At 69.3% G+C, this 4726-nt stretch carries 4 protein-coding genes; all 4 read left to right on the top strand.

The genetic code is table 11. The features are described from left to right. Positions 1-657: cysteine desulfurase family protein (locus ACNPM4_RS13550; RefSeq protein ID WP_448986013.1), on the top strand; the 657-nt coding region annotated here is incomplete at its 5' end. 9 nt (positions 658-666) lie between these two features. Further along, positions 667-1764: a tRNA 2-thiouridine(34) synthase MnmA gene (mnmA, locus tag ACNPM4_RS13545; RefSeq protein ID WP_091036152.1), complete on the top strand. Its 1098-nt coding sequence runs from the start codon at positions 667-669 to the stop codon at positions 1762-1764. Positions 1765-1802: 38 nt separating this feature from the next. Next, the gene (gene ligA / locus ACNPM4_RS13540) at positions 1803-4136 is read left to right on the top strand and encodes an NAD-dependent DNA ligase LigA (protein WP_448986012.1); all 2334 of its coding nucleotides are present in this window, start codon (positions 1803-1805) and stop codon (positions 4134-4136) included. Next, the gene (locus ACNPM4_RS13535) at positions 4133-4600 is read left to right on the top strand and encodes a hypothetical protein (RefSeq protein WP_448986011.1); all 468 of its coding nucleotides are present in this window, start codon (positions 4133-4135) and stop codon (positions 4598-4600) included. Before ligA ends, ACNPM4_RS13535 begins: the two co-directional genes overlap by 4 nt. The last annotated feature ends 126 nt before the right edge of the window (positions 4601-4726 follow it).

Raw genomic sequence — 4726 nt, 5'->3', positions numbered from 1 at the left:
GCCGTGGCGGCCCTCGGACATGTGCCGCTGTCTTTCCGCGATCTGAGGGGAGACGCCGCCGGGGGAGTCGGACTCGTGGCCATGAGCCTCGCCGGGCACAAGATCGCGGCGCCCGTCGGCGTCGGGGTTCTCGTCGCTGCACGCACGGCCCGCGTGACCGCGTTGCTGCGCGGCGGCGCGCAACAGCGCGGGCTCCGAGCCGGAACCCAGGACGTCGCGGGTGCTGCGGCGTTCGCCACCGCGCTCGAGCTCGCCGAGATCGAGCGGACGGGGGAGGCGGCGCGACTGCGCGCACTGCGCGACCGTCTCATCTCGGGCATACGTTCCGCCGTCCCGGAAGCCGAGCTTCTGGGCGATCCGACGGACCGCTTGCCGGGCAACGCGCATGTGCTCTTTCCCGGTGCGGTGGGGGAGAGTCTGCTGTTCCTCCTCGACGTCGCCGGGGTCGCGGCGTCGACCGGATCGGCGTGCCAGGCGGGCGTCGCCGAGCCGTCGCACGTCGTGATGGCGATGGGGCGGAGCGAACGCGATGCGCGCAGCGTGCTGCGATTCTCGCTCGGCCGGACGTCGACGGACGCCGATGTCGAGGCGGTGCTCGCCGCGATCGGCGATGCCTATGCACGAGCATCCGGCGCCGGCACAGGCGCACGCTCGTAGACTGTTCCCATGCGGATTCTTGCGGCGATGAGTGGCGGCGTCGACTCCGCCGTCGCGGCAGCCAGAGCCGTGGAGGCGGGGCACGATGTGGTCGGCGTGCACCTGGCACTCTCCAGAGCCGGTGGAACGCTCCGCACGGGCAGTCGCGGGTGCTGCACCATCGAGGATGCACTCGACGCCCGCCGGGCCGCCGACCTGCTCGGCATCCCCTTCTACGTGTGGGACTTCTCCGAGCGGTTCCGCGACGACGTCATCGAAGACTTCATCTCCGAGTACCAGGCCGGACGCACGCCCAACCCCTGCATGCGGTGCAACGAGAAGATCAAGTTCGCGGCCCTTCTGGAGCGCGCGATCGAGCTCGGCTTCGACGCCGTGTGCACCGGGCACTACGCCACGCTCGTGGACGGTGCCGACGGACTGGAGCTGCATCGTGCCTCGGACAATGCCAAGGATCAGTCCTACGTCCTCGGCGTGCTGACCGCGGAGCAGCTCGCACACACCTACTTCCCGCTCGGGTCCACTCCCTCGAAGGCGATCGTTCGCGCCGAGGCGGCAGCACGCGGCCTGACCGTCGCCCAGAAGCCGGACAGCCACGACATCTGCTTCATCCCCGACGGGGACACCCGTGGGTGGCTCGCCGAGAAGGTCGGCACCGCTACGGGCGAGATCGTCGATCGCAGCGGAGAAGTCGTCGGATCGCACGAGGGGGCACACTCCTTCACGGTGGGACAGCGACGCGGGCTCAAGCTCGGTGTGCCTGCGGCGGACGGCAAGCCTCGATTCGTGCTCGAAGTCCGACCGGTGTCGAACACCGTCGTCGTCGGGCCCAAGGAGGCTCTCGCGATCGCGGAGATCGCGGGGGAGCGGTTCAGCTGGGCCGGGGCCGCGCCGACGGAGACCTCCTTCGAGTGCCACGTGCAGATCCGCGCGCACTCCGAGCCGGTCGCTGCACGTGCGATCGTCTCGGATGACGGGGTCCGGGTGACGCCCGAGGTCCCGCTCGACGGGGTCGCGCCTGGGCAGACCGCCGTGCTCTACGTCGGCACCCGGGTGCTCGGGCAGTTCACGATCGACACCACGGTGTCGGCGGTGCCTGTCGGCGCGTAGACCCCATCGGTGTCGGTGCCCGCTCGTAGACTGGCGGGGTGCCGGAGAACATCTCGCTGGAAGACGCCCGAACCGAAGCCGAGGAGCTGACCGCTCGCATCCTCGACGCGAAGGAGGCCTATTACGGCCGTGACACATCGGTCGTGGATGACTTCACCTACGACGGATGGATGCATCGGCTCGAGGAACTGGAGCGGCTGCACCCCGAGCTGCAGGGTCAGGATTCGCCCACCCAGATGGTCGGGGCGGCCGAGGCAACGGGGCTTGCGACGATCGAGCACGCCGAGCGCATGCTCAGCCTCGACAACGTCTTCTCCGTCGACGAGCTGCGGGAGTGGGCGGCGAAGACCAGGGCCGCCGCCGGGCGTGAGGTCGCGTGGCTCACCGAGCTGAAGATCGACGGGCTCGCGATCAACCTCCGATACGAGAACGGCGTCCTCACCTCTGCCGCCACTCGGGGCGACGGCCGCGTCGGCGAGATCGTGACGGAGAACGCCCTCCGTCTGCCAGAGATCCCGCAACGGCTGAGCGGGGAGGGTCATCCCCCGATCGTCGAAGTGCGTGGCGAGGTATTCATCCCTGTCGCAGCGTTCGAGCGTCTCAACGCTGCGCAGGCCGACTTCCGGGACCGCGCGTACGCCGATGCTCTCGCGCGCTGGGAAGCCAGGGGAGGCGCGAAGAAGGCGTTCGACGAGGAGAAAGCGCAGACGGCGGCCGCCCGACGCTTCCCGTCGTTCGCCAATCCGCGCAATGCCGCCAGCGGCGGGCTCCGCCAGCAGATCGACAAGAAGAACGGCCTCGAACTCGAGGCCGGACTCCTGCGCATCGAGTCGCTCGCGCTCTACGTGCACGGCATCGGCGCGTGGACGAACCCTCCCGTCGCCGCGCAGAGCGAGGTGTACGACCTGCTCGCCGAATGGGGTCTGCCCACGAGCCCGCACACGAAGGTGTGCCCCACGATCGACGAGGTGGTGTCCTTCGTCGAGTACTTCGGCGAGCACCGTCATGACATCGAGCACGAGCTCGACGGCATCGTGGTCAAAGTCGACGAGCTCGAGCTGCACGACGAACTCGGCGCGACGAGCCGAGCGCCCCGCTGGGCCATCGCCTACAAGTACCCGCCCGAAGAGGTCCAGACCAAGCTCCTCGACATCGTCGTATCGGTGGGACGCACGGGGCGCGCCACGCCGTTCGCCGTCATGGCGCCCGCGCATGTCGCCGGTTCCGTCGTCCGCCAGGCCACGCTGCACAACAAGGATGTCGTCAAGGCCAAGGGCGTGCTGATCGGCGACACCGTCGTTCTGCGCAAGGCCGGCGACGTGATCCCCGAGGTTCTCGGTCCCGTGGTCGAGAAGCGCGACGGCAGCGAGCGGGAGTTCGTCATGCCGGTCGAGTGCCCGGAATGCGGTACACCGTTACGCGCGATGAAGGAAGGCGACATCGACCTCCGGTGCCCGAACGCGCGTTCGTGTCCCGCTCAGGTCCGTGGCCGTGTCGAGCACATCGGATCCCGCGGCGCCCTCGATGTGGAAGCGCTCGGCGAGGTGACCGCTGCGGCGCTCACCCAACCGACCTCACCGGCTGTGCCCCCGCTCGAGACCGAGGCCGGGCTGTTCGCCCTCACCCTCGAGGAGCTCGTACCCATCGAACTGTTCGTGCGAGATTCCGAGACCGGACTCCCGAAGGAGGACGAGGACGGGATCGTCAAGACGCGCGCTCCTTTCCGACGCAACCCCACCGCGGCCGAGAAGAAGTCGGGTCTCGAGGGGCCGCAGCCGTCGTCGCAGGCGCTCACCCTGCTCGCCGAGCTCGAGAAGGCGAAGACCAAGGAGCTGTGGCGACTGCTGGTGTCGCTCAACATCCGCCACGTCGGCCCCGTCGCCGCCCGGGCTCTGGCGCAGTGGTTCGGCTCTCTCGATGCGATCCGTGCGGCTACGCGAGACGAGCTTGCCGCCGTCGAGGGCGTGGGGGGCATCATCGCCGATTCCCTGCTCGCATGGTTCGAGGTCGACTGGCATCAAGAGATCGTGCAGCAGTGGGCCGATGCGGGCGTGCAGTGGTCGACGCCTGGCCACCCCGGGCCGGGTGCGGCGGTTGCGGCGGGGGGAGTGCTCGAAGGTCTCACGGTGGTGGCCACCGGCTCCCTCGACGGCTACACCCGCGACGGCGCGCAGGAGGCGATCATCAACGCGGGCGGTAAGGCTGCGTCGAGCGTGTCGAAGAAAACGGATTTCGTAGCGGCGGGTCCCGGCGCGGGATCGAAACTCGCCAAGGCCGAGGACCTCGGAATCCGGATCCTCGACGCGGCACAGTTCCACATCCTCGTGACAGAGGGGCCGGCCGCGCTCCCGCCCGCGAGCGACGGGTCGTGAAGCGTTTCGGGCCTCTGATCGTCGTTCCGAATGCTCTGGCGCTCGGAGACCCCGGGCGACACCATCTTCGTCTCACTCCGCAGGCGGTGATCATCCGCCGAGGTGCCGAAGGTCAAGGGATCGTGCCGTGGGACCGCGTGGAGGGGGTCGCTCTCGATGTGCCGACGACGCGGTTCCGGCTGCCCGGGTTCTTCGGCACGGTACTGCTCGGCGCACTGACGGCGGCGATGCTGAGCGACCCCGGCATCGAGCCCGATGATGGAGCGGTGACGCTCACTGTCGATGGCGAGAGCACGACGCTGCCGCTGAGCCGCCATCACGTCGGTGGCTACTGGCAGCCGACGGTGGCGGGCGCACATCGATTGATCGCGCACCTCATCGCACACCCCGAACAGCGGGCATTGTTGGCGCACCCGGAGCCGCTGATCGACGTCGCGGCGCAACTCGCGCGCGGAACGGGATAGTCCGAACCGCGCGCGATGCGCGTCAGCTCTTGTGACGGGGCTTGCGGAACGGCTTCTCGTCGCGGCTGTCGCGAGCCGGTCGCTCGTCGCGGTCACGACGCTCGAACCGGTCTCCCGCGTCGCGTC

It is taken from the genome of Microbacterium umsixpiens (assembly GCF_053543675.1).
Note: the sequence above shows the minus strand (reverse complement) of the source record. Positions and strands in the feature narration are given on the sequence as shown.

Coding starts and splice junctions, on each gene's coding strand:
- mnmA (WP_091036152.1), top strand. CDS start 667: ATGCGGATTCTTGCGGCGATGAGTGGCGGCGTCGACTCCGCCGTCGCG.